Origin of the sequence: Flavobacterium johnsoniae (assembly GCF_030388325.1) — a bacterium.
GTDB classification, from domain to species: Bacteria; Bacteroidota; Bacteroidia; order Flavobacteriales; family Flavobacteriaceae; genus Flavobacterium; species Flavobacterium johnsoniae_C.
Map to the genome: position 1 here is coordinate 4,846,832 of NZ_CP103794.1, position 25,123 is coordinate 4,871,954.

The following is a 25,123-nucleotide window of genomic DNA, read 5'->3' on the forward strand; positions in this document are numbered from 1 at the left end:
AAAATCAAGAGTGGAAATAAAATGCTTCGCAGTTTCATTCTAATAGGATTTTAATAATCTATTCAATTTTACTTGATTGCGTTTAAAAGAACCGCCAGGTTAATATATGTCATTTGGTTCTCTTTCAGGAAGGGAACTGACGGCCTGTTTGTCACTGATGTCTTCCAATCAGGATCACGTTGTCTAGCCTCGGCATATAAGGAGTATCTTGAAATTGATGAAACTTTTAAAATTGTATCTTTTTCATCTTCTTCCAAAATTGAATCAACCACAACAGCTGCCTCATATGATACGATGTGTTCATATACCTCGTCATAATCATCCTGCGCTCTACTAATTAAATCCGCAACAAATTCATTTAAATTTGTTTTTACAGCTATACTCAAATCGGATTCACTAATAATTTCTACAAGTTTTCCTTCAGGATCTGATAAAATCAATGATATCAATTCTGGTGTTATAGTAATGACGCTTTTACCTGTCATTTTACTATCTCCGCGTTTAGCCAGCAAAAAGAATACTTGATCAATTAAGTGCTCATTAGAGCTTGGATATCCATATTTAGAAACATAGAAGTCAAGGTCATTGTAAAAATTAATACCTGTCTGTTCAAAAGGATTAAACTTATTAAAAGCATTTATTCCTTTTTCATTTGCATTTGGAACCACAGTGTTCACAATTTCAGAATTATAATCTTGGTCAGCTGAACATGAAAATACCAAAAAAGCGGTCATGCTCATTAATAAAAAACTTTTCATTTCTCAATAGTTTGACGGTGAGCGGGAATTACCCCAGTCCATTTCATCCGGATTGGCAGAACTTTAATTCAGCACCTTGCTGAACATTTTTGCCTTTGAATTCGGAGCAAATCTATTTCGTAAAAAAGCCTTGCGCAAGCCATTGTATATGGATTTCCATGAAATTACACTATGGATTTCATGGAAATCCACACCTCATTTTAACATAACAATTCCTTAACATTCAACTATTTAACCTATTTTTACAAATGGCTTTAGAAAGATAATCCTGCGGTGGCAAATTTTCTTCAGGATTCATTAAATCACAATGAAATATCTATAAAAAATATCGCCCGTATGAGACAAAATTTAATATTTGTAATGCTGTTTTGTGTTTTTTATTCTGAATTCGGTTTTGCACAGAAAAGAGAATTAAAATCAACTGATTCATTAAAATATAAAACTTATACTTACCTTGACGATCAATTGTATAAGTATCGAGAAGACAGTTCGAAAGCGTCTGTATATCTCTTCAGTTATCTACATAAAGCTAAAAGAGAAAAAAACTGGAAACAGATAATTTATGCATACCAAAATATTCTTCATCATTCTCCTGAAAAATTGCGCCTAATCTACGCAGATAGCATGATTTACAGTGCTAAAAGATCAGCTGACAATACTCTCCTTGGTTCATCATATCTCTCAAAAGGAATAGTGTATTATGGTCGTAAAGATTATGAGAATGCTTTCCAGTATTACATTAAGGCAAATAGCTATATTTCTGGTTCAGATGATAAATATCTTATCAATAAGGTAAAATATCATATGGCTCAAATCAAATACTATCTTGGGTTTTATGACGAAGCCATTTCATTATTTAATGATTGCTTAATCTACTTCAAAATTGAAAATACCACAGCTTATCTCAACACACTTCATTCAATTGGAGTGTGCTACAACAGAATTGGAAATTACGGACTGTGTTCTAATATTAATAGAAAGGGTATTAGGGAAGGCAAATCTATGGGAATTCCTGACATGGAGATCTATTTTATTCATTCGGATGGAATTAATGAATATTTCAAAAAGAATTATCATCTAGCAGTGTCAAAGATAGAATCAGTAATTGGAAAAGTAAAAGACAATAGAGATTTTGCTAATGAAACAGTAGGATACTTTTATATCGGTAAGAGCTTTTGGGCAGTAAAAAATAAAGAGAGAGCCCTTCCCTATTTAGTAAAAGTTGATTCGGTTTTTCAAGACAAAAACTATATAAGACCTGATCTTCGTGAGGCATACGAGCTTTTAATTAGTTATTACAAAAATAAAAAAGATCTCAATAAGCAATTGTACTACATCGACCAGCTACTCCGCGCAGATACAATATTAAATAATACGTACAAATATCTTGTGACTAAAATACATAAGAGCTATGATACCAAAGAACTAATAATTGAGAAAGAAAAAATTCAAACTGAAAATAAGCAGATTCATAAAGAACTTGCAAAGGAAAAGCATTATGACTTAATTTTTGCGGGAGTTATATTGGTACTTTTTACTGTATCTTTTTATCTTAACTACAGGCATCAAAAGAATAAAAAGTTTTATAAAAAGAAATTTGATGAACTTATACTTGAATTAAACACCAAACCTCAAGATACAAAAGAATCGACAAAAGAGAAAGGAGTAATACTTGATATACCCTTCGAGACGATTACTTCTATTTTAAATGCATTACAGAATTTTGAAGATTCTAAAAAGTTTCTAGGAAAAGATCTTCGCCTCAATTTGGTCGCTTCAATGCTACATACCAACTCAAAATATCTCTACAAAGTAATTTCACATTACAAAGGAAAACGTTTCGTAGAATATATTAATGACCTAAAAATAGATTATATAATAGAATTACTAAAGAATGATAGAATGGCAAGAAAATATACTAATTCAGCTTTAGCGGAAATGGCTGGTTTCAGCAGTACGCAGCAATTTGCTCTTGCGTTCAGGCAAAAGACCCAAATGCCAGTTAATTTTTTTATCGAGCAAATAAGTAAATAATTCATTTTTTTGAACTCGTTTTAATCTGTAACTTTTACATTTGCTGCCGTAATTTAAAAAAAGACAATATGAAAGATCTGATCGCAAAGATTAATGCAGAGATTGAAACATTCAAAACTGAATCTGATTCTCTATCGGAAAAAGGAGTTAAAGCTGCTGGAGCTCGAGCTCGTAAATCTTCTTTGGAAATTGAAAAACTTTTAAAAGAGTTTAGAAAAGTTTCTATTGAAGAATCGAAAAAATAATTATTATACAAAGTCCTTCTAAATTTAGAAGGACTTTTTTTAAGGAGCAGAAGAGATATTCTAAAAAATATATTAATCTATTCTTTACCGATCTCCTTGATAAACTTTTCAACATTTATATCTACATTTAAAATTGAAATAGTTTTAATATTTAATGATTTTGCTAAATAAAGAATTTTTTCTAAGGTTGGATTAGCTTCTCCTCTTTCAATTGTACCAATTAAGTGTTTTGTTACTCCGGTATTATGATCGGCGAGTTCTTGTTGTGACATAGGTTTTCCTTTATATTCTTTGCTAGGAATATTTTCACGCAGTCTTTTAAATTCTTCCCCTAGCTTTTCCTTTTCAGTCACACCATTCTTTTTATGAATAGTTAAAATTCATACTTATTTTTAAAAATATTGGTATGATATATCATACCAAAAGCTTTTTTTGTTATATTTGTAAAATAATTGCAATTAAAATGTAATTTTGCGATCCTTCATTAAAAAATATTGAAGCATTCGCTTTGAATCTCGTTATCAAAAACTGGTAATTTTTAACGCACGAGATGATAAGTAAGATGCTCACGTCTTATGGCGTGGGCTCACTTATTCGTGCGTGGGTATACCAGTACCTTGATAGCGTTTAAGATGAGTTCCACGCTTTTTTTATTTAACTCCTCTTTAATTCATTGCAAATCTTTCTTAATGTTTCTTTCGCAGTACTAGTCACTAATCTGAAATAATAATGCCTGTGAATTAAGAAATCAAACTTGCTTTTACTTCAAGCATAAAAAATGGCCCTCAACGGCAGCGACCAAACTAGCGTAGAGGACCTTAGCTAATCAAAATCAATTTAACTAACCAATCCCAATATTATGAATTATTCTTCATTCTACAAGGATGGAAAAGCAGTTTATTGCCTGTTTTTTGCGGGCATAATATTGTCTTTCTCATCATCAATGGCCGCAAATTCTAAACGGCTTTTCAGCGCATTTTCGCAACATCTTCAAGTTCAGGGAACCGTCACCGACGGAACTGCTCCCCTGCCTGGTGTCACCGTCTCAGTCAGAGGTCGAACAAGCAATGCTGCAATAACAGATTACAATGGACAGTATTCTATCAGTGTTTCACCTACCGATACACTTTCAGTATCCTTTATAGGATTTAAAACCAGGCTCATCCCTGTAAAAGGCAGATCTAAAATTGACATTACCCTAGAATATGATACGACCACACTTCAGGAAGTGAGAGTTAATGCAGGATATTATTCGGTTAAAGAAAGTGAACGCACCGGCAGCATTGCCCGTATAACTTCCAAAGATATTGAAACGCAGCCTGTGACAAATGTACTGGCAGCTATGCAGGGACGAATGGCAGGAGTTTCGATTACACAGACTACAGGCGTGCCGGGCGGCGCTTTTGACATTAAGGTAAGGGGCCAGAACAGCATAAGATCAGATGCTAATGCCCCGCTTTATATTATTGACGGAGTTCCATATTCATCAGATCCAATCGGCTACAGCCAGACCTCAACTCCTTTTCCTTCACTAACAAGTCCGCTTAACAGCATTGATCCTGCAAGCATAGAGAGCATAGAAGTTCTTAAGGATGCAGATGCCACTTCTATCTATGGTTCGAGAGGAGCAAATGGTGTAGTACTTATCACAACGAAAAAAGGAAGAAAAGGAAAAACAACTTTTTCATTTAATGCGTCAACAGGTGCATCATCCGTAACTAGGTTTGCAGAACTAATGGATACGGAACAGTATCTAAACATGCGTAGACAAGCATTTGCAAATGATGGAATAACTTCCTATCCAGCATCAGCTTTTGATGTAAATGGAACATGGGACCAAAATCGTTACACAGACTGGCAGAAGACCCTAACTGGACGCACTGCACTTACAACTATTTTAAATGCAAGTGTACAAGGGGGCTCTGAGCGCACTCAATTCAGATTAAGTGGCGGTTCAAGCCAACAGTCCACTGTTTTTCCAGAAGAATTTACCTATAAGAAGAGCGGGGTTCAGCTAAGTGTCACCCACACCTCAGCAGATGATCGTTTCAGGCTTTCTGTCAACACTGGCTACAACCTGCAAAACAACAATCAGCCCGCTTTTGATTTTACTTATACTGCAAAGTTTCTTGCACCCAATGCTCCTGCTTTATATGACGAAAATGGAAAACTAAACTGGGCAGGTAACACTTGGTTAAATCCTCTTAGAAATCTTGAGGCAAAATTCAAGTCTAAAACAAGAGATCTTATTACAGGGGCAGTGGTATCATACGATATATCCAAAGGATTTCAGCTAAAAGCCAATTTAGGCTATAGTGATCTTAATCATATGGAGACGCGAATTAATCCTTCTACTATCTATAACCCTGTCGCTAATGTTACCAGTGCTTCTTCCACCCTGTTCGTTAACAATACTCAAAGAACTTCTTGGATCGTAGAACCTCAGATTAACTTTGACAGGGAATTCGCTGGAAGCAAGCTTTCTGTAATTCTGGGAAGCACATTTCAGGATCAGACCACAACTAGTCTGGCCCAATCCGGAACAGGGTTTAGTTCCAACAGCCTAATTTATAACATGGCTTCTGCATCAACATCCAGAACTTTGTTCAGCGAAAAACCACAATACAGATATCAGGCCTTTTTTGGACGCATCAATTATACCATAGAAGAAAAATATATTCTAAATCTTACTGCAAGACGTGATGGTTCAAGTCGATTCGGACCCGAAAACCAGTTTGCGAATTTTGGTGCCATAGGGGCTGCATGGTTATTCTCGAAGGAAAAATTCATGATAAACAATCAGTGGCTGAGTTTTGGAAAATTACGTGCAAGTTACGGTACGACAGGAAGTGACAAGATTGGCGACTATCAATACCTAGATACATATACCACAACTGGTGTACTGTACGACGGAAATGTAGGACTTCAGCCTTCACGCCTTTTCAACCCCGATTTTGGATGGGAGGTCAATAAAAAACTGGAAGCAGCTCTTGAAATAGGTTTTCTTCATGATAGAATATTTCTGACTGCCGCTTGGTATCAAAACAGATCATCAAATCAACTTGTAGGAATCCCGCTGGCATCCACTACCGGTTTTTCCACTCTTCAGGCAAATCTTGATGCTTTAGTTCAAAATAATGGACTTGAATTTACTTTACGTACAGAAAACATTACTGGCAAAACTTTCAGCTGGGCAACTAATTTTAATATTTCAACTAACAAAAATAAACTGCTTGAGTTTCCCAACCTACAGGGTTCATCCTACAGCCAAACCTATAGAATAGGCTTACCGCTAAATATACGTTTACTTTATCAATTTGAAGGAGTTGATCCCCAAACTGGTCTTTATAAATTTAGTGATTTAAACTTAGATGGAAAAATCACCAGTCCTGAAGACAAACAGATCGCAATGGATCTAACGCCGAAATATTATGGCGGACTGCAGAATCAGTTGTCATACAAAGCATGGAAACTAGATTTTCTGTTTCAATTTGTCAAGCAGAAAAATACGATTGCGTCCCTAGATCCTGCAGGGCAGATGTCCAATATGCCTGTAAGATTTGTGGACAGCTGGACAAATCCTGGAGACCAGACTCCTTACCAGATTTATACTGCAGGTTATAATAATGGAGCTGTTAACAACGGATATCTATATAATTCAAGCACAGCTTTTGTAACGGATGCTTCTTTTATAAGACTGAAAAATATTGCACTATCCTGGCTGATCCCTCTTCAATTAAAAAACGTTCAGTGCAGTTTAAATGTTCAGGCAGAAAACCTATTGACATTTACAAATTATCAAGACGGGGATCCTGAATTTATTTCTTCTGGAAATCTTTCTCCTTTAAAAACAATCACTGGAGGAATCCAATTTAATTTTTAATTAACCTAATTATGAAACGTTATTTATCCCATACCATTTTCTCACTGAATGTAGCACTTTTTTTTGTTCTTTCAGCAACTGGAATTTTAACAGTATCGTGTGATTCATTTGTAGAAACTGCTTCCCCGCAGTCACAGCTTCCCAGCTCTGCTGTTTTCGAAAATTATTTGACTGCGAGTGCAGCACTTACCGATATTTATTCAAAAATAAGGGACAGAGGAATGCTCACGGGACAGAGTTCTGGCATTTCATATCTTCTTGCAAATTATGCTGATGAACTAGATTTTTATGGAACACCAAGTTCATCTGCTTCTTCCTTCTATATAAACGCTTTACTGCCGGGCAACACTAATTTGCAGGAATATTGGAGTGTGGCTTATAACCAGATATATGCAGCTAATTCTGTAATAGAAAGGACAAAAGCTTCACTGTCGCTTACGGAGGTACAGAAAAAACAGCTTTCTGGTGAAGCCTTTTTTATAAGAGCACTTGTGCACTTTTATCTGACTAATCTTTACGGAGACGTTCCCTATATTGTAAGCACTGATTATAAAATAAACAGTATGCCTGTTAAAGTGAGCACTAAGGAGGTATATAACCTAGTTATTAATGATCTGAACGCTGCAGCGGATATGCTTGGCTCAGAATATATAAAAAATGAGAGAACAAGACCAAACAGATATGCTGTTCTTGCCTTGCAGGCAAGAGTTTACTTATATGATGGAAAATGGGCTGAAGCTGCCAATGCATCATCCGCAGTTTTAAATGCCTCAGGGCTTTTTGCGCTCCAGACGGATTTAAAATCGGTTTTTCTAAAAGAATCTAAAGAAACAATATGGCAGTTGCAGTCTTCTGTAAGTGGCAAAAATACCGATGAAGCAGCCTCTTTTATTTTTTTCACCGTCCCGCCTTCTTCTGCAGCACTGAATTCTGCAATCATCAATTCTTTTACTTCTGTTGATAAGAGAAAAAATTCATGGACAGGATCACTGTCCAGCGGTGCCTCGACATGGTACTATCCATTTAAATATAAAGAATTCTATAATACTTCTGTTTCAAAAGAATACCCTATAATGTTAAGGCTTTCGGAACAATATTTAGTCAGGGCTGAAGCAAGAGCTCAGCAGGGCGATATCATTGGAAGTAAAGAAGACCTTGACCAAATCCGCCAGCGTGCCGGACTTAGTAAAACGACTGCAGTCACAAAACAGGAGATTCTTGATGCCATTTTAGAAGAAAGAAAACTGGAACTGTTTTCTGAGTATGGTCATCGTTTCTTTGATTTAAAACGTACCGGTAATTTGGATCAGAAGCTGTCGGGAATTAAGCCTGGCTGGAATACAGCTGACAGGCTGTTTCCAATACCTCAGAATGAAATAAACTTAAATTCAAATCTACTTCCTCAGAACACTGGATATTAATAATAGTCAAATGAAATTCTATAATCCATTCATATTTACACAAAAGTGTCATCGATACACATTTTTAATGAAACCCTTTTTATTTTTGTTTTTAATTTTGCAATTAGTAGTCTGTCCTCTAAGAGGACAGGCGTTGCAAAAAAAAAAGGTAGAGATTGAAAACTATTCTCTGTGGTCGGATATAAGGCTTAATGGAGTAAGTCCAGAAGGGAAATGGGTCAGTTATCTCTTAGCGTATGACAGCGGGAAGGATACCTTATTTGTAAAAAGCACAACATCAGAAAAGGTATATAATTTTACAGAAATTAATCACTATCAATTTCTAAAAAAAGAGCGCTTCGTATCCTTGAGTAACGGAGATTTAAATATTCTTAATCTAAAAAATGGAAGTTCTAAAAATATATCTGATGTTAAAAACTATTCTTACTCAGCTGAAACAGATCAATTAGTGATACTGGTACAGCACGGGAATAATTCAACGCTAAAGATTATAGACTCCAAAGATAATCTTGTAAAAAAAATGGAGTCGATTTCTTTTTTTCTGTTAAGTCCTGACGGCAGAAAAATTGTCTACGTTTCTAAATCAGAAAATTTATCTTCGCTGGGGATCTTGGAACTAAAATCCGGATTTCCTCAAAAAACACTAATTGAAAAAAGCCCAGAAAATTGGGACTATTTTGTATGGAAGCAGTCAATAGCTTTTTCATTTTTAAGGAGATACAATCAAGATTCGCAAGCGTCAATTTCTTACTACAATTTTGAAGAAAATGCTCTATTTGTTTTTAACCCCCTATTAGAAAATGCGTTTCCAAAAAACAAATTAATTACGAATGATTTTAGATATCCAATTGCAATCTCCAGTGATTTAAAAAGGGTTTTTTTCTGTATAAAACCACTGTCAGATGGCAAAAAAGCTAAAATAAAAACAGATCCTGAAATTTGGTATACTAAAACTAAACAAATCTATTCCCAGCAGCAGAAATCAGAACCTTTTAGTGACAAGCCCAGTCTTGCAGTATGGTTTCCATTGACTGGAAAATTCGAGGTTATATCCTCAGAAGATTTTTCAGATGTTTTACTTACGGGAGACCAGCAGTATGCACTGCTGTCAGATCCTCTCGCTCATGAGCCCGGATTAGAATATGATGCGCCTAGAGATTTCTATTTAAAGAATCTGACAACTGGAAAACAGGAATTTTTAGTAAAAAACATAAAGGATTTCAGACGTAGTATCCTACCATCTCCTACTGGTAAATATATTGCCTATTTCTCTGAAGACAACTGGTGGGTTTATAATATATCTAAGAAGAGTCATAAAAATATTACTGAAAAGATTAATACAGTTTTTTCAGGTCTGGCAGCAAATATGGATTTAAGTTACCCATTCGGTAATCCAGGATGGACTGATGGCGATAGCGAGATCCTTTTATATGATCGCTATGACATTTGGGCCGTTAAACCAGATGGGGCATTTAGAAGACTTACAAGCGGACAAAAAAAGCAAATTCAATTCCGTTTCGCATATAATTTAGGAGGTAATTTTCGTTTGGACAATTATGACGGGTGTATAAGCAGCACCATAAAAATTAGTAAAGGAGCTATACTTGACGCAGAAGGAAGTGACGTAAAATCCGGCTATTTTGAATGGAATGAAACCAATAAAGAACAGCCAATTGTATATGAGCCTGCATCTATTAGTCAAATCCATTTTATAAAGGAAACTAATTCTTACATTTATCAGACACAAGACTTTAACAGGTCACCTTCTTTGGTATATAAAGCCGTAGACAGGACTCCCTACATTTTTTTTGAAAGCAATAAACATCAGTCAGGATATTATTGGGGGCATTCTGAACATATTGACTACAAAAACTCGAAAGGGAGTTCGCTTCGTGCTGGATTGTATTATCCTGCTTGTTATGATCCACAAAAGAAATACCCTATGATTGTTCATATATATGAAAAACAATCGCAAAAAATACATAAATACTACAAACCTACTTTGTTTGAGGCTGCCGGATTTAATCCAGCTGTGCTATCTCTTGAGGGATATTTTGTATTGTGTCCAGACATTGAATACGAAACTGGAAAGACAGGTGAAAGCGCTCTAGACTGCGTTACAGCAGCTACTTCCGCAGTTATTGAAAAAGGCTTGGTCGATCCAGACAAAATCGGACTTATGGGACATTCTTTTGGAGGCTATGAGACTGCATACATTTCAGGTAAGACTGATATATTTGCAGCTTCGGTTGCTGGTGCTGCCCCGATAGATCTGAACAGTTTCTACCATGCGATTAACTGGCGTACCGGAAAACCCCATATGATAAAGTTTAATATTGGACAGTTTAGATTAGGAGTTTCTGCTTATGAAATGCCTCTTACTTATTTAAATAATTCGCCGCTGAACAATGTAGAAAACATCAACAAACCGCTTCTTTTTTGGAGTGGAAAAAATGACCAGCAGGTTGACTGGCATCAAAGTATTGAACTTTATCTTGCAATGCATCGTCTTGAGAAAAACAATATAATGCTCCTTTATCCAGAAGAAGAACATTCATTTTCGGATCCATACAACCAAAAGGATCTTTCAATTAGAATACTGCAGTGGTTCAATCACTTTCTTAAAAATGAAAAGGCGTTTGAATGGATTGAAAATCGTGGATAATAAAATATACAATGCAGTTCATTTAGAACTGCATTGCTTTTAATGATTGTTTAAATTAATTATGGCATATAAAGTGTCTCCCCACAATTATTCGCTTTACCAAAAGCAGTCTGTCCATTTGCTTTACAAATTGGATTATTGCTATTGTCAGAACATTGCACTTGGACATCACAGACACCTGACAGGCTGTTGATATAACCGTCACGAGGTGCTAATTTCGATGCACTTTGCATAGAGGTGGTGAAGAACGCACCTGAAATTCCTAATACTACCGCAGCAGTAAAAGGCATGGTCGATTTTAAAAATGTCTTTTTCATAATAGTTAATATTAAATTAAACATCGATCTACTTTTTTAGCAGGTGTTGATCTCTTTCCTGCAACCAGCGCTGGTATATTATAATTTACTATTCTTTCAGCTGTTCTTTCAAGATTCCCCTAAAGGAATAGATATCTAGATTATTACCGCTGAGAATGTATAGATGCGTATTAGTTGCACGCATATCTTTTATTTTTTGATTATTTTCTGTAAAAAGAGGAAAACTCAGTAGATAAATTCCCTTGTTAATATCATATACATCAACCACTGATGCTCTCTTCCAAATCTGATCATCCTCATAGCGTCCCGGAACTTTCGAATGTATAAACAACAGGTTTTTAATAGTGGCTGATAGTGCATTTACAAAAAATGGCGGGGAACTTAAACGGCGCTCAGTATGCTCTTTTAAATCCGAAACTTTTATCATGGCTCTGCTGATCGTATCGATTGTATGTCTTCTCTTAAAGTTTCCTTTCTTATCGGAAATTATAAACTCGTTTCGATAATAATAGACGTATATCATTTCATGGAGATCATTGTTATAAAGCAGCATCCCGTCTGTATCGAAAATACCGTCAATCTGCTTCTGCAAAAGTGCAGGAAAGTATTTCGTATTTGGTTTAAAACTTTCGCTATATATGCCTAACTGATGGCCTGAATTGGGACCTGTATTATTTCGTAAGAACAGACTTACACTGTCTATTGGTTCGGCAGCTGTGAAACGTGGAATATCTTTTATTTTACCTGTTACTTTCCAATCTTTGATATTCCCTTTGTAAACAATTGGAACGGTACCATCTATCAGATAAAAATAGGGTGGCTTCACCTTTGCAAAAATCTTACGAAAAGGCTCTCCATCATCAATAAATTTAATTCTATGTTCTGCACTCATATTCTGAAGAGTGTCTATGCTTAGTACTCCAAAAGGATCCGTTAAATTCCCCAGATAAATTTTACTTCCACTAACGCCTGCAAAATAATACGAGTTAAATTTTAAATCTTTATTATAAACCGCTTTAATAGTCTTTTTAATGTATCGCCGAATAAATGGATTATTTTTGTGAATGATCTCTTCTGAGCTTAGGAACAAAACAATTACAACACTTATGCTGAAAAACATTATTAGTCCAGCCCTTTTTAACTTGGATGCCTTTGTAATATTTGAATTTATTCTTGTTTGATAATCATCATAAAACCGTAGACCAGTTAAAGCGAGAATGATAAAAAAGAAATTAAAAACAAGGTGAACATTCCAGGACATCTTTTCTAGGATTCCGCCACATGAACATGGCACAAAGGAGCTGAAATGTAGCACTATAAAAATATAAGCAGTAAACATAGTCATCAGGCATAGCGCTGCATAAAGTCCTGCAAAACGTGACTTAGGAAATAAAAGCATCAACGATATAAGTAACTCTATTAAAGGCACTAAAATAGAAACCCATGCCGCAAAAACACTTATAAGCGGTGACTGTGCTAGCTGCACCCTAAAAGTTTCAAACTCAAATAATTTATTTACAGCTGCGTACACAAATAGTAGTATAAATAAAAAGCTAACGATAGAAACTATATTGTTGTTAATTCTAGAGTTTTCCATGTCTTCGGCAAATTTTATTTTAATATAAAACAAATGTAAATCAGCAAATTGAAAGAAAAAACATCAAAAACAAACCAAAAAACATCAAAACTATACCAGTTTCATTTTTAACTCTTAAATAATAAAAAAATGCTCTACAGATTAAAAATCCATAAAGCATTTTCGAGTTTTTTCAGTTTCTCCTATTTATACCTTACCGTCTTCGATAAAAGTCAAAAGCTTTTGATTGAGTTCGACAAGGCCAGCCTTTTGAAGGCATTCCTGCGAGATGTTTTTTAGTTCGGTAATTTCGTCCTGTGCTATGCTTCCCATGAGACTACCTTCATCCTTTTCCAGCAGCAATCCCCTTTCTATAAAGTGGGATAAAAGCAGTACATTTTTGCGTGAAATTTTCAAATCAATCTTCACCGGCTCACTCATTCCAGGGATGCTCAATACAGTATCAAACACCTTGGCTGCATAATTCTTTGCACTCATAATTTCAGCATTTTTAAATTAATAAATCAAAGCCTAAAGTTAGCAATGATGCATCAAAGCATCATAAGCAAAATTTACCTATGATGGGATGCATTGGATTTTCCTGCATAAATTCGTCTGAGTATTTGAAAGAAGTCTGAGTTTTTTATTCAGGCTCAGAAAGATTGCCACGTTCCTGCAATCTGCAAGATGTCCGGTTGTATCACAATCGATATTTTGCTGCCTCTCTGCTCGGAACTCGCTGGCAGTGAAAACTGGAAGTTTTGTAATGTCAAATGAAAAGGAAAAATGATGAAAGACGAGAAAAAAAACAGAAACAGATGGCTCCATCTCAGGCTCAGTGAGCAGGAATATAAGATCCTTCAGAAATATTTTGCAGAGTCTCTGTGCCCAAAACTGAGTGATTTTGCCCGAAAAAATCTGCTTCAAAAACCTGTTGTTTTAAAATACAGAAACGAATCTCTTGATGATTTAATATCCGAATTAACAAGGCTCAGAACAGATCTGAATCCCATTGGAAACAATTTTAATCAGGCAGTGAAAAAACTGCACTCGCTTTCACAGACTTCTGATTTCAAAATGTGGATTCTGGGTTTTGAAACAGATAAAAAAATACTGTTCAATTCTATTGAAGATATTAGAATGACTATCCGAAATCTTGCTGAAAAATGGTTGCAGTCATAAACACGGGATCATCAGTCAGAAACATCTTCAATTATAATGAAAATAAGATGGAAGCAGGAAAAGCAGAACTCATAGGAGAAGGAAATTATCCTGCAGCAGCCTCTGAACTTCACAAAGAATCAAGGCTTAAACTTCTTTTAAAACAGCTGGAATTAAATACAAATGTCAAGCGCGGAAGTGTGCACATATCACTAAATTTCGATTCCTCTGAAAGCAATATTTCAAAGAGTAAGCTGATGGAAATTGCACAATCTTATATGGAAAAAATCGGGTTTGGATTTCAGCCGTATCTGGTCTACCAGCATCATGATGCGGGACATCCGCACATCCATATAGTGTCTGTAAAAGTGAAGTCCGACGGAAAGAGAATTGACATGCAGAACATAGGCAGGAACCAGTCTGAAACAGCCCGTAAAGAAATTGAAAAGGCATTCAATCTGGTTCCTGCACTGGGCAGACAACAGGAAAAAATACTAAATATAAAACCTGCGCAAGGCAGTGTTTTAAAGTATGGAAAAGCTGAAACTAAAAAAGCAATTGCTGCTGTATTAAACGCAGTAATTCCTAATTATAAATATACCACAATAGGAGAATTAAATGCAGTCTTGAATCTCTACAATGTTACCGCCGTGCAGGGAAGTAAAGATTCAAGAATGTTTCTCCATAAAGGTCTGGCGTACCAGATTCTGAACGATAAGAGACAGCCTGTGGGTGTTCCCTTAAAAGCCAGCAGCTTTTACATGAAACCTACCCTTGCTTATCTCGAAATAAAATTTGCGGCAAATAAGATTGGGAGAAATTCCCATTTAAAGAGAGTAAAAAATGCGGTTGATCTCGCCTTTATACAGAACAGGATAAAGTCAGTTTCTGATCTCGACAGAATTCTTATTCGAGATGGAATTAAAACTGCTGAACGAAGAAATGAACAGGAGATCCTTTATGGCTTAACCTACATAGACCATAAAACAAAATGTGTATTTAACGGAAGCTCTCTAGGAAAAACTTACTCAGCTTCTGGCATAGAAGAACGCTGCGGTGTCAAAGATTTTAACACTGGCAGAAACGCCGTTAAAATTCTTGAGGATAATACATTAAAAAATAAACCATCTCAGTCTTCATTTATTTCTGTTGGCGAGCTGCAGAAAATAATTGATTCGGTGCTCCAGCCCGAGTTTTCTGCTGATTTTGTTCCCTCTCAGCTGAAAAGAAGAAAGAAACGAAAAAAAGGAAAAGGGCATTAAGATTACTAACTAAAAAACTAAGACTATGCAGACAGGTGAAAATGAACAGGCACTTAGAAAAATTTTAGATATGACAAGGCTTATCAGCATGATATTGTTAGGTCTTCATTTCTATTATTACGGATATAATGTGTTTAAAATATGGGGACTTGCAGGCAGTTTTGGGGATAAACTGCTGGGGAATATTTTGCGCACCGGGCTCTTTGATTATTTTCATTTATCTAAGCTGATTTCTTTGGGATTTTTATGCATTTCCCTGCTTGGGGCAAAGGGCAGTAAAAATGAAAAGCTGGTGTTCAAAATTGCATTTTATTATATGGTTTTGGGACTGATCGCTTATTTTTTGAGCTATTTTTTTCTGATCATTCCAGCCACTCCTGAAAAAAATCTGGTTCTTTATGTGCTCTGTACTGTCTTTGGATATCTGCTCATGCTCGCAGGCGGAACACTTTTGTCGAGAATCATAAGAAGAAATCTCAGCCATAAGGATATTTTCAACCGTGAAAATGAAACATTTCCGCAGGAAGAAAGGCTTCTTGAAAATGAATATTCCATTAATCTGCCGGCACATTACAGATTAAAAAACAAAGTCCGAAAAAGCTGGATTAATATCATAAATCCTTTTCGGGGAATCTTGGTAGCAGGAACACCGGGTTCTGGAAAATCCTATTTTGTGATCCGCCACATTATAACCCAGCACATCCGTAAAGGCTTCTCAATGTTTGTATATGATTTTAAGTTTGACGACCTCAGCATAATAGCCTATAACACTTGGCTTCAGAACAAGCATTTATACAAGGTGGAACCTAAATTTTACGTCATTAATTTTGATGACCTGAGCCGCACGCACAGATGCAATCCTCTTGATCCGAAATCAATGGACGACATAACAGATGCAGCTGAATCAGCACGCACTATTCTTTTGGGATTAAACCGTGAATGGATAAAAAAGCAGGGAGACTTTTTCGTTGAATCTCCTATCAATTTTCTTACTGCTGTAATATGGTATCTGCGTAAATACAATAACGGCGCGTTCTGCACCCTGCCTCATGTAATTGAGTTGATGCAGGTTGAATACAACAGTCTTTTTAGCTTGCTAAGAACTGAAAAAGAGATAGAGATTTTGATAGATCCATTTGTTAGTGCCTACCTCCAAAATGTTATGGAGCAACTGGAGGGGCAAATAGCTTCTGCCAAGATATCTATGGCAAGGCTCTCCAGTGCGCAGCTTTACTATGTACTCTCTGGGAATGACTTCACGCTCGACATCAATAATCCCAAAGATCCAAAGATAGTCTGCATGGGAAACAACCCGCTAAAAATACAAACCTATGGCGCCGTTCTCTCGCTTTATGTAAGCAGGCTCATCAAGCAGGTGAACCAGAAAGAGAGAATCAAAAGCAGCCTCATATTTGACGAATTCCCGACTATCTATCTTAATAATATAGACAGCCTGATAGCCACGGCCAGAAGCAATAAGGTAAGCACTTGTCTTGGGATTCAGGATTTCAGCCAGCTACGCAAAGATTATGGCCGAGAACAGGCAGACGTCATACTCAATATCACGGGAAATATCATCAGTGGACAGGTGAACGGCGATACTGCAAAACAGCTGTCAGAACGTTTTGGAAAAATAATGCAGGACCGTGAGAGCATTTCCATAAACAGCTCAGATACCTCCATCAGCAGATCAAAACAGCTGGAAGCTGCTGTGCCTGCTTCTAAGATTTCCTGTTTGAGCTCTGGTGAATTTGTCGGCATTACAGCTGATAATCCGGACTGCAAAATTGAACTCAAAACATTCCATTCCGAGATAATCAATAATCATGAGCAGCTAAAAAAAGAAGAAGACGCATATCAGGGAATCAGCCCTGTGCGCATTATAAACAATACAATTATTGAACGTAATTATCTGCAGATAAAAGAAGATATCTCCGAAATAGTTAATTCAGAAATGGAGCGTCTTTTGCATGACCCTGCCTTGTCCCATTTGGCTATCAGAAAGAAGAAATAGGACAGCTCTTGTATAATAAGGAAAAAAAGAATATTTAGGACCTTCTTCTCCACAAAAAAATAACAGTAGAATTCACTATCAGCGTAACCTCTTTAATACACAATATTGCTTATATATAAAATTTGTAGGAACAATAAATATAAAAACAAATTGGCATTGTGACTATTTCATCGGATTATCAAATGAATATAGGTCTATATCATATTTTCTACGCTGAATGCTTTGTAAAATTCCTCTTGCAGTGGGATTCAAAATACCACTTACATAAAGAAACGGAGCCAAGTGGATTGATTGATATTTTTTACTTCTTATCTTTTTGAGTCTGCTTGGCTGAAGTTCATGAACTAACCCTACAAAACTAGCGACTAGCTCTGCAAAAGCTGACATATGCTTTACTTCTCCAAAACTAAGTAACCATTCATTTGGCACTGCATCATCTGATGTAAAATATAGAAGATCATTGTCTTCAATTAAAGATATATCGCAACAGATATTGGCATTATTCTTTTGCCCACGAACATATGCAGATGTAGTTATTCTAAGCTGGTGCCTGAGCTGAAATGAATATTCATCAAGTGTGATTATTGCATATGAATATTTATTAGGAGCTCCTCTAGTCGAAAATTTCAATCTGAAAACTTCTTTCCCATTTACTTTAGGATTGACAATTCTTATAGAATAACCAGCTGTTTTATAATACTCAATAACCTTAGCGAAAACATATGCTTCGAATGTTTGATTGACTGCATTTCCAAAACTTGTTAATTTTGACTTCTCGCTTTTAAAAAAAGTCTGCAAATTCTGCTTAGCTTTTTTCTGATCAAATAAATAATTATCCATTATCTTTCAGGGTAAATTATTTTACGATATTTTTCAATAATTTGAGTAACATACCTTGAATTATTAATCAGATCCAGAAGATCTGGATCTTCAATTTTTTCTACAAGCAAATCAGCTAGTCTGTACCCTTCCAAAACATTCTCATTTCTTTCTTTAAAATGCTTCGAACCAATCTGAAAGCCATCTTTAATTCCTATATCTTGAAATGTATCTACCGCTTTGATTGCTGCCTCCGTTCCTTCCTTAAAAAACTTTTTCAAAATGAATATAAGAATTACTATTGAAGCCTCATTAACTATACCTTTCAGCCTTCTTAATTCCTCTTTCCTTTTTTTCTCTGATTCAATTTTTCTTAGCTCTTTATTCAATAAATTTTCAGGAAAAAATGAATTCCATACATATCTGTTTATAGATGAAAATCGCTGAGAAATAAATTTTGGAGCATCTTTAAATATCGAGTCTTCCATTTCATGTAAAATTTAATAATACTTTTTCTGTATCTTCTTACTTTTTAAATTATCACCGAATTATAATATAAATATAACTCAGAATACTAATTATATGCAAGTTCCGCAAATTTTGAATATTGTCTATTTGTGCATGATAATTTCTTCCGAAAGCATAACAACAATATAAAACCTTGTCAATGCTGACTCTGCAAAAACTTTTTAATCCATTCTTAGTTTCCCAAAAGTCTCCAGTTCTAGATATTTTGCTTTAAATAAACTGGCAGGTATTTTCTTTTTTAATAAATTATGAAAATTTTCATCATGAGTTGACAAAATTATCTGTTTCTTCTGATTCACAACAATACTTCTAAGCAGATCTATTGTTGACAAAATATTTATACTGTCCATTGACTGTATCGGATCATCTACAAAAATACAATCTATTGAATTACCGCTGTCATCTTTGGCATTTAATGCTTTAGCCAAAAAAATACATAGGCTTAAAATGTTTAATTGAGCATGACTAAAGTATAAATTTGGAATAATAAAATTGCTTTGGGCATTTTCCATGTAAACACAAACATTCAATTTTGGTTTTGAATCATTAAAATCCGGAATAAATTTTACTTTTTTATAGTCAGGGTGGGGATCAATTCTTTTGTATAGATCGTTTATAAGTGGTTCAAAAAAGAATGATTTAATTTGCAACTCGATATGTTTCGAAACTTTTTTTAGCTCTTCTGTCAGTTTTTTTCCAATTTTATCTTTTAAGATACTTATCCTTTTCTTTATTACCGATTCATTTTGCCTAGATTCTTCATATTTGAGGTAAGGCACAACATTATCCTTTAGATCAGATAAAATCTTAATATCCTTTATCTCCTCTTTATACTTAAAAATTTTATCATCATTTTCTTTTCTGGCCACCGCAACAATCTTTGGATAATTTTCTAATTCAATCTCGTCAAAACTAAGATCTAGTACTTTTGCAGCATTAGATTCATATAAGTTTATTCGAATTTTCAGTTCATTAATTAATTCTTTGACCAGTTGAAGATTTTGATTCACCGCTTCTTCATCAAATCCGATTAGCTTTTTCTGGATCTCGGCAATTGATTCTTCAATCTTTTTGATACTATCACTATATTCTTGATTTCTTTTTAAATCTTCTTTTATCTGTTTATCCAAATTAGTAACCGTAATTTCTCCTTCGGGATAATTTTCCTTAAAGTAGTCTCGAACCTCAACATAGGCACCGTCTTCTTCTAATTCTGTTTTATCTTTTCTGCATAAATCAATTTTTAAAGCTGTATTCTCACGCTCTGATGTAGCTGATTGTATGTCTTTTCTAATTAGATTTAATTCAGCGATAAATTTCTCAACCTGGGCACTTAATTTTTTTATTTCATCTACTGTCCATTTTATAAAATCCTCTGCCGATTTATTTAAAAGAAGGTTCTTATTAAAGATTAAAACTCCATTATCTTTTTCTATATCATTATTTAGTTTAGTAAGATCATTTTTACATTTAAGACTTTTTCTATTTAAATCGATCAGTGCTAATTCACTGTTAGAAATATCTTTTTCAATTAATTTTATAAGCTTATCCTTGTCCTTTACAAGATCATTCGTTAAAACATTAATTTTTTCTTGAGCATCATTTCTTTTACTCAATAAATCATTTATGATCTTGGTAAGCAGAACATTATTTGATATTTTTTCTGCAAGAACTTGATAAGACTCATATTTATGTTCGCATAGCGGACATCTCTCATATTTAGAATCATTGACGATTGCAAGTCCAGCCGAAAGAAAATTCTGCAGTTCAGTCTGGAGTTTTTCCTGCTCGACAATATCCTTTTTGATAGAATCAAAGTGCCTATTTGAGATTTGCAATTCCTGCTCAATCCTATTGATTTCCTTGATTACAGTTGCATATTTAATAAAGTTTATATCAAATTCAGATGGATAATCTTTATTACTAATATTAGACAAAGATTTTTTTAAATCATCTAAATACAATTTTATTTCTTCAACATTCTTTCCATGTTTAATTAAAGCAGCAGAATTTAATTCTAACTCTATGCTATTTTTTCTGATGTTTTCCTCACTGTTGGTAATTTTTTTATTTATTTCAGGTATCTCTAGAATTATTTCATTTATTGCAGTAATCTGATTCTGGGTATTGTTGGTCTGTAGCTCCAGTTCGGATTCTTTATTTTTTTTTGTACTTATATCTTCTCTAATTTTTCTAAGTGCATCCTCTGCTTCTTCAGCCTCTTTATCTTTAACGCCAATTTTGAGTCTTACCTCATCATACTTTTCGATAAGACCAGAAATCCTTTCCTTCTTATCAGTTCTAAGTTTTAAGTCTCTTACGTAAATTTGAATTGAGTTTATTTCTGCTTCTTTTTTTCTTAAATCTTCAAAAATTATCTTCGTTAAATTTAAATTCTGTTGCTCTAATAAAGCGTCACCTAAAATCTTTAAATCATCTTTGTATTTGCTAAAACTTATTATCTGGTCGTTTCCGCTAATTAAATTATCCAAACTTGAAATCTTTTCATTAAGTCCAGCTATTTCAAAGTCAATATTATTAAGCCTTTCAGATATATCATTTGTAATATTCAATATATCAAAATCTGAAGACTGAGAATCTATCTTTGTAAAAAAAATAGCCGTCTCATTCAATGAATCAATTTTGTTGTTTATTTTATTTAGAATTTCCTTATCTCCATCAAATTTTAAGTATATCTGAATACCATTCAGTTCTGAGGCCAGTACCTTAATCTTTTTTGAATTAATCTCAATGAGATCTTTTAAAATATTATAATATTTATCAAGTTCCTTATCTCCAAAATATTCCATAAAAGTTTTGTAACGGTCTTCGGGTTTGCTTTCCTTTAAAAAACCGCTAATCCAGTCCTGAGATAATATTACTTCTCTAAAATACCTATTTTCGGTTTCTTTATCGTCAAACTTAAAATCAGCCGCTCCTTTCCTTGCCGGAACAGGTATTTCCCTAAATAGTGGTTTACTGGAATTAGAAACTAAGATTTTAACATAACTAGACAACGATTCATGAGAATACTTATTTCTTAGAATATACTGCTTATCATTTTTATTAAGATTTTTTTCTGACTTCGCACTATCTTGGTTTATTTTAAAGTTCTTAAGAAATCTGTCTATATTCTTTGTATAGCCATATTCAATTGCATCGTAAAACGATGTTTTACCAAAACCGTTTGGTGCGTAAAGCGACACAAAATCCGCATACTCACCATCTTTTCTCTGAAAATCAAAAGTCCCATTCTCGACATTGTCATAGGCTCTAAAAGCCTGTATTTCTACTTTTTTAATTTTCATTGTTCATCTCTTTTTCTAGTTTGGCTAATACATCTGATAAATCTTGTTCCTTAAGATTTTTTCCCACTCCACTTACTAAATCTCCAAGTGCTTTTTCAATTAACAAATCCTTTGAAAATATATCTGAATACTCATTATCGAGACTAAAATCTATACTGTCATTAACAATATATTCTGAGATAATTTTATTGATCAATGCCTGGTCAATTTCTGAATTAATTTCTTCGCAGATAATTTTTCTGCTGCTAAATTTATTGTTCTCTATCTCATATTTGAGCTCCCTTGATATCTTCTCGCCACTTAGATAAAATACGTAAAAATTCCATTTTGAATACTCATCTTTAATATTTGAAAGATACTGAGCCGTAACAAAATTGTTAAAATCCTTCCACTCTATTTTCAAATTATCTTCTGTATCGAATTGTACAAATGCCACTATTACACTGCCTCCAAAAATGATTTCTCCTAACTCAAAAAAAACTATATCTTTAAAGCTTGCTCTCAATTCATCATCAAGCGCATTTTTACTAAATTTCTTAAATAATACCTCTTGTTTCATCAATTATAGTTTGTTTTACATTACTTACGTTAATATTTCTGAAAGAATTAAAATTTTCAATTATATGTTTTTGAAACTTATAAATATGTATTATTTTTAAATCTTCCGCAACTTTAGTTACAGAACTGCTAATCAACATTTGTTCAGCTGGAACACTGCAAATATCCTGAACATAATCAGTATCGAGTTCCACCGTAGTAGGTTTAGTATCTTTCGTGCTGCTGACAACAATGTAGCCTCCTGAATCAACAGAAGACAGATCTGACTTCATGATTAAATCAAGTTTTTTAACCCAATTATTGCAATCAATGAAAATTAGATTATGCTTTTTTCTTATAGCCCTAAGATCTTCAAAGGTCAAGTCTCTATCAAAAATTGACAACTGGTTTATTGAGATTAATTCTAAAAATGCGATCCAAAGTTGCTTATGTGAAACATACGATTTATCTGTTCCATTAGCAATAATTGAATCTTTATAAAAATCTAAGACATCCTGCACCCGAAATACTTCACATAAATTTTTTGCGATTATTTTTAACTGATTTTTCAACAATTCCTCCTTTTGAGGTGTCAATAATATTCCTGTTAATGGAAATACCTCTTCATGAATAATCTCTAAAGAAGCAAAATATGGAGGAAACAAGGCTGATAGCTTTTCGTTGTTTTCTGCAATAATTTCATCAAAAAAAGACAGTGGAGCAAAAACAATCCTTGATAGAGATTCAACATTATCACGGGCAACCATTCTTATCTGTATTCCAGCTAGTAAAAAACATGTCTCTTCTTTCTTTATAATTCCTCCGCCTGACTGACCTATAACTTCAGAATGAGTAACATTTTTTTCAACTTCCCCTTCAATGTAATTAAACTCTGTAGAATTGTTGATAACTAAATTGTTGCTTCTAAAGGAGAATCCCTCATGTGCTCTAGATTCTGGATGCCCGCACAAACTATATCCTTCTTTTTCATTTAGATACTGATCTGAGCGTAAAAGCAACTCCAATCCTTCTACCTTTCTGACCTTAATTATTGCGACGTCTTTACTAGGATCTGAATTAAAATATGGTCTCTCCAAAACCTCTATTCTTTGGTTCTCAACCTCACCATGAGTAGAAAGAACTTGCCTGACTATTATTAAATCATCAACTCCTTCCACTACATGCTTTGCTGTAAGAACATAACTATAATCGCTATCTAAAGGTTGGAATAGGCAGCCGCTGCCATCTGCAACTTTTACTGTAAAGCGTTCTAAAGTACATTCCATTTTTTTATCTTTTAAATTTTTTCGGACTCCAGATACTTAACTTGTGGAAAGTCCTTTCTATCTTTTTCTAGTATTATCTTGTTTATTAGTTCTGGATAATTAAAATAAAACTCTGCTTTTGGATTGACACTAATTATTCTTGCTATTGTTATCTTATCTGGATGCCCGTGCATATCACCATTCGTGCTGATTAAATACTTATCTGTATCGATGAGTTTAAATAATTCGACAGGATTATTTTTTTTACTTCCGTGATGAGAGAGTTTTAAATATTCAGCCTTAAGTCTGGTTTTATCTTGATTAAAAACCTTTAACTCATTAATAATCAATGATGGATGAGCATCACCTAAAAAAATATAGTTTAACTTATCTTTTGTTAATATAAATGCAATTGAGCTTCCATTGTAAGGATCCGTGTCTTCCGAAAAATTATCAGTGGCAATCAGTTCAGTTATTGTCTTTGAGTAATCATTAATTCTTGCTGTATTAACGGATTCTGGAGCCTTTTGCTGCCAATTATCAAGCAGTTTTTCAAGTTTATCGTTATTTGGCGATAAAATGTGAAAGTTCAAATCATCAAAGATAAATACTTTTCCAGCACTAATAATCTGCTGGTTCCAAATACCATTTCCGCTAATATATTTTTCAAAATTTACCGCTTGGGGAACGCTTGTGTTAGTTCCTTCGGTAAATCTAAATTCTATATTGCTAACGATAGCTTTTTCGTCATTTAAATACTTTTTTATCGTAGAGCCAGAATTGAACCAAATTTCTCCTATTGATTTGCATGCATCAGAATCATTACCAAACCATTTTAAAAAACCGTCTATATGGTCGTCATCAATATGTGATAATATCAGCAGATCAATTTTTTGAGGTTTAATTGCATCTATTGTCTTCTTTAAATCCCCATCTGCTATTTTTCCTTTGCTATCTTTAAAAGTATATGTTGTCGAAGTTCCTCCGTCAATTATAATGTTTTTAGACACACCATTACTGTCAACATAAGTTAAGTGAATACAATCGCCGTTGTAGGCTTTAAGTAATTTTATTATCATAGTATAAAATTTTAAAAATACCTTCGTTTTTTAGAATTATTTTATGGTTGTCCTTAATTGATTAGAAATCTACTTACGAAATAGCTGAATTAAACGAAATTTAAACTCATAGCAATTTCTCATTTTTCCAAAAATTTTACTTTATTTTAATTCAACAAAATTTCATAAAAAGTAATTCGTAATCTAGATATTTTTTTTGTAAAGTTATATATTTAAAACAGCAGCTGTTAAGTATAAATACCTGTTTTTAA

19 protein-coding genes are annotated in these 25,123 nt (G+C 34.2%); 8 read left to right on the forward strand and 11 right to left on the reverse strand.

Annotated elements, in window-relative coordinates:
- Nucleotides 1-68: 68 nt before the first annotated feature.
- A complete protein-coding gene (locus tag NYQ10_RS20585; protein ID WP_179005316.1) occupies nt 69-758 on the reverse strand; it encodes a hypothetical protein in 690 nt (229 codons plus the stop codon).
- Between the two features lie 336 nt (nt 759-1,094).
- Between NYQ10_RS20585 and NYQ10_RS20590 the strand changes: the two genes are divergently transcribed.
- Together NYQ10_RS20590 and NYQ10_RS20595 are read left to right on the forward strand one after the other, a co-directional pair.
- Nucleotides 1,095-2,792 carry an AraC family transcriptional regulator gene (locus NYQ10_RS20590; RefSeq protein WP_179005314.1) on the forward strand — a complete coding sequence of 566 codons (1,698 nt, stop codon included), beginning with the start codon at nt 1,095-1,097 and terminating at the stop codon, nt 2,790-2,792.
- Nucleotides 2,793-2,860: 68 nt separating this feature from the next.
- Nucleotides 2,861-3,037: a histone H1 gene (locus tag NYQ10_RS20595; protein ID WP_056253890.1), complete on the forward strand. Its 177-nt coding sequence runs from the start codon at nt 2,861-2,863 to the stop codon at nt 3,035-3,037.
- Between the two features lie 77 nt (nt 3,038-3,114).
- On the opposite strand, the gene NYQ10_RS20600 is transcribed toward NYQ10_RS20595, so the two are convergent.
- The gene (locus NYQ10_RS20600) at nt 3,115-3,390 is read right to left on the reverse strand and encodes a helix-turn-helix domain-containing protein (protein WP_179005312.1); all 276 of its coding nucleotides are present in this window, start codon (nt 3,388-3,390) and stop codon (nt 3,115-3,117) included.
- A gap of 506 nt (nt 3,391-3,896) precedes the next feature.
- On the opposite strand from NYQ10_RS20600, the gene NYQ10_RS20605 reads away from it, so the two are divergent.
- The 3 genes from NYQ10_RS20605 (at nt 3,897) to NYQ10_RS20615 (ending at nt 11,006) form a co-directional block, all read left to right on the forward strand.
- Nucleotides 3,897-6,920 carry a SusC/RagA family TonB-linked outer membrane protein gene (locus NYQ10_RS20605; RefSeq protein WP_179005310.1) on the forward strand — a complete coding sequence of 1,008 codons (3,024 nt, stop codon included), beginning with the start codon at nt 3,897-3,899 and terminating at the stop codon, nt 6,918-6,920.
- 11 nt (nt 6,921-6,931) lie between these two features.
- On the forward strand, nt 6,932-8,341 hold the full coding sequence (locus NYQ10_RS20610) for a RagB/SusD family nutrient uptake outer membrane protein (protein ID WP_179005308.1): 1,410 nt from the start codon (nt 6,932-6,934) through the stop codon (nt 8,339-8,341).
- Nucleotides 8,342-8,408: 67 nt separating this feature from the next.
- Nucleotides 8,409-11,006 carry a S9 family peptidase gene (locus tag NYQ10_RS20615; protein WP_179005306.1) on the forward strand — a complete coding sequence of 866 codons (2,598 nt, stop codon included), beginning with the start codon at nt 8,409-8,411 and terminating at the stop codon, nt 11,004-11,006.
- A 59-nt stretch (nt 11,007-11,065) separates the two neighbouring features.
- Here the strand turns inward: NYQ10_RS20615 and NYQ10_RS20620 are convergent, their stop codons facing one another.
- From NYQ10_RS20620 to NYQ10_RS20630, 3 genes are all read right to left on the reverse strand, one after another.
- Nucleotides 11,066-11,347 (reverse strand): hypothetical protein, encoded by a 282-nt coding sequence (locus NYQ10_RS20620; protein WP_179005305.1) that lies wholly within the window; start codon nt 11,345-11,347, stop codon nt 11,066-11,068.
- 64 nt (nt 11,348-11,411) lie between these two features.
- The gene (locus NYQ10_RS20625) at nt 11,412-12,920 is read right to left on the reverse strand and encodes a MauE/DoxX family redox-associated membrane protein (RefSeq protein WP_179005303.1); all 1,509 of its coding nucleotides are present in this window, start codon (nt 12,918-12,920) and stop codon (nt 11,412-11,414) included.
- Between the two features lie 186 nt (nt 12,921-13,106).
- Nucleotides 13,107-13,397 (reverse strand): hypothetical protein, encoded by a 291-nt coding sequence (locus NYQ10_RS20630; RefSeq protein WP_179005301.1) that lies wholly within the window; start codon nt 13,395-13,397, stop codon nt 13,107-13,109.
- Nucleotides 13,398-13,688: 291 nt separating this feature from the next.
- Here NYQ10_RS20630 and NYQ10_RS20635 point away from each other — a divergent pair, with 291 nt between their 5' ends.
- From NYQ10_RS20635 to mobC, 3 genes are read left to right on the forward strand one after another with little or no spacing between them, the layout of a single operon-like run.
- On the forward strand, nt 13,689-14,081 hold the full coding sequence (locus NYQ10_RS20635; RefSeq protein ID WP_179005299.1) for a plasmid mobilization protein: 393 nt from the start codon (nt 13,689-13,691) through the stop codon (nt 14,079-14,081).
- The gene (locus NYQ10_RS20640) at nt 14,066-15,322 is read left to right on the forward strand and encodes a relaxase/mobilization nuclease domain-containing protein (protein ID WP_179005298.1); all 1,257 of its coding nucleotides are present in this window, start codon (nt 14,066-14,068) and stop codon (nt 15,320-15,322) included. Before NYQ10_RS20635 ends, NYQ10_RS20640 begins: the two co-directional genes overlap by 16 nt.
- Nucleotides 15,323-15,347: 25 nt before the next feature.
- Nucleotides 15,348-17,336 carry a conjugal transfer protein MobC gene (gene mobC, locus NYQ10_RS20645; RefSeq protein ID WP_179005296.1) on the forward strand — a complete coding sequence of 663 codons (1,989 nt, stop codon included), beginning with the start codon at nt 15,348-15,350 and terminating at the stop codon, nt 17,334-17,336.
- A gap of 162 nt (nt 17,337-17,498) precedes the next feature.
- Here the strand turns inward: mobC and NYQ10_RS20650 are convergent, their stop codons facing one another.
- The 6 genes from NYQ10_RS20650 to NYQ10_RS20675 all read right to left on the reverse strand — a co-directional run bounded on the left by NYQ10_RS20650 (nt 17,499) and on the right by NYQ10_RS20675 (nt 24,872).
- Nucleotides 17,499-18,176 (reverse strand): hypothetical protein, encoded by a 678-nt coding sequence (locus NYQ10_RS20650; protein WP_179005294.1) that lies wholly within the window; start codon nt 18,174-18,176, stop codon nt 17,499-17,501.
- Nucleotides 18,176-18,643, reverse strand: coding sequence for a hypothetical protein (locus NYQ10_RS20655; protein WP_179005292.1), 468 nt, complete (start codon nt 18,641-18,643; stop codon nt 18,176-18,178). The genes NYQ10_RS20650 and NYQ10_RS20655 overlap by 1 nt, the downstream gene beginning before the upstream one ends.
- 201 nt (nt 18,644-18,844) lie before the next feature.
- Nucleotides 18,845-21,991 (reverse strand): hypothetical protein, encoded by a 3,147-nt coding sequence (locus tag NYQ10_RS20660; protein ID WP_179005290.1) that lies wholly within the window; start codon nt 21,989-21,991, stop codon nt 18,845-18,847.
- Nucleotides 21,981-22,550: an ABC-three component system middle component 1 gene (locus NYQ10_RS20665; RefSeq protein ID WP_179005288.1), complete on the reverse strand. Its 570-nt coding sequence runs from the start codon at nt 22,548-22,550 to the stop codon at nt 21,981-21,983. The genes NYQ10_RS20660 and NYQ10_RS20665 overlap by 11 nt, the downstream gene beginning before the upstream one ends.
- Complete coding sequence (locus NYQ10_RS20670; RefSeq protein WP_179005286.1) at nt 22,528-23,814, reverse strand: ABC-three component system protein; 1,287 nt, start codon at nt 23,812-23,814, stop codon at nt 22,528-22,530. Before NYQ10_RS20670 ends, NYQ10_RS20665 begins: the two co-directional genes overlap by 23 nt.
- An 11-nt stretch (nt 23,815-23,825) precedes the next feature.
- On the reverse strand, nt 23,826-24,872 hold the full coding sequence (locus NYQ10_RS20675; protein WP_179005284.1) for a ComEC/Rec2 family competence protein: 1,047 nt from the start codon (nt 24,870-24,872) through the stop codon (nt 23,826-23,828).
- Nucleotides 24,873-25,123: the final 251 nt, after the last annotated feature.